This is a genomic window from Acinetobacter johnsonii (assembly GCF_048551975.1).
GTDB lineage: Bacteria > Pseudomonadota > Gammaproteobacteria > Pseudomonadales > Moraxellaceae > Acinetobacter > Acinetobacter johnsonii_A.
Genome location: NZ_JBIMCF010000122.1, coordinates 1 through 313 on the forward strand (window position 1 = coordinate 1; position 313 = coordinate 313).

Below are 313 nucleotides of genomic sequence, written 5' to 3' on the forward strand. Positions count from 1 at the left end.
GCCCAAGTCTTGTAAAAACAAAGACTGGTCTTTCAATAAAAAGGCCGCATGTTTACGCGAAATTTCAGATTGTTGTAATAAAATATCCGCGGTTTGATGACGACCGACCAACATATCACGGTCAATGCTAATTTCCTGACCCGTTAATTCGCCAGTAATTGCTGGTATTTTCCAAGTCATGACTTATCTCTCTATGTGCTGATTTATGATAACACAGAGAATATTCTTTACCATTTCACCTCCATAGATGAATGGCTGGTCAGCTAGGCTGAACCTATCGAGACATTCTCAGTATATCGCTCAGGGATGGAAT

1 protein-coding gene is annotated in these 313 nt (G+C 40.3%); it reads right to left on the reverse strand.

The genetic code is table 11. The annotated features are described in order from the left end of the window. Window positions 1–180: FHA domain-containing protein (locus ACG9ZB_RS16895; protein ID WP_419326813.1), on the reverse strand; the 180-nt coding region annotated here is incomplete at its 3' end. Window positions 181–313: the final 133 nt, after the last annotated feature.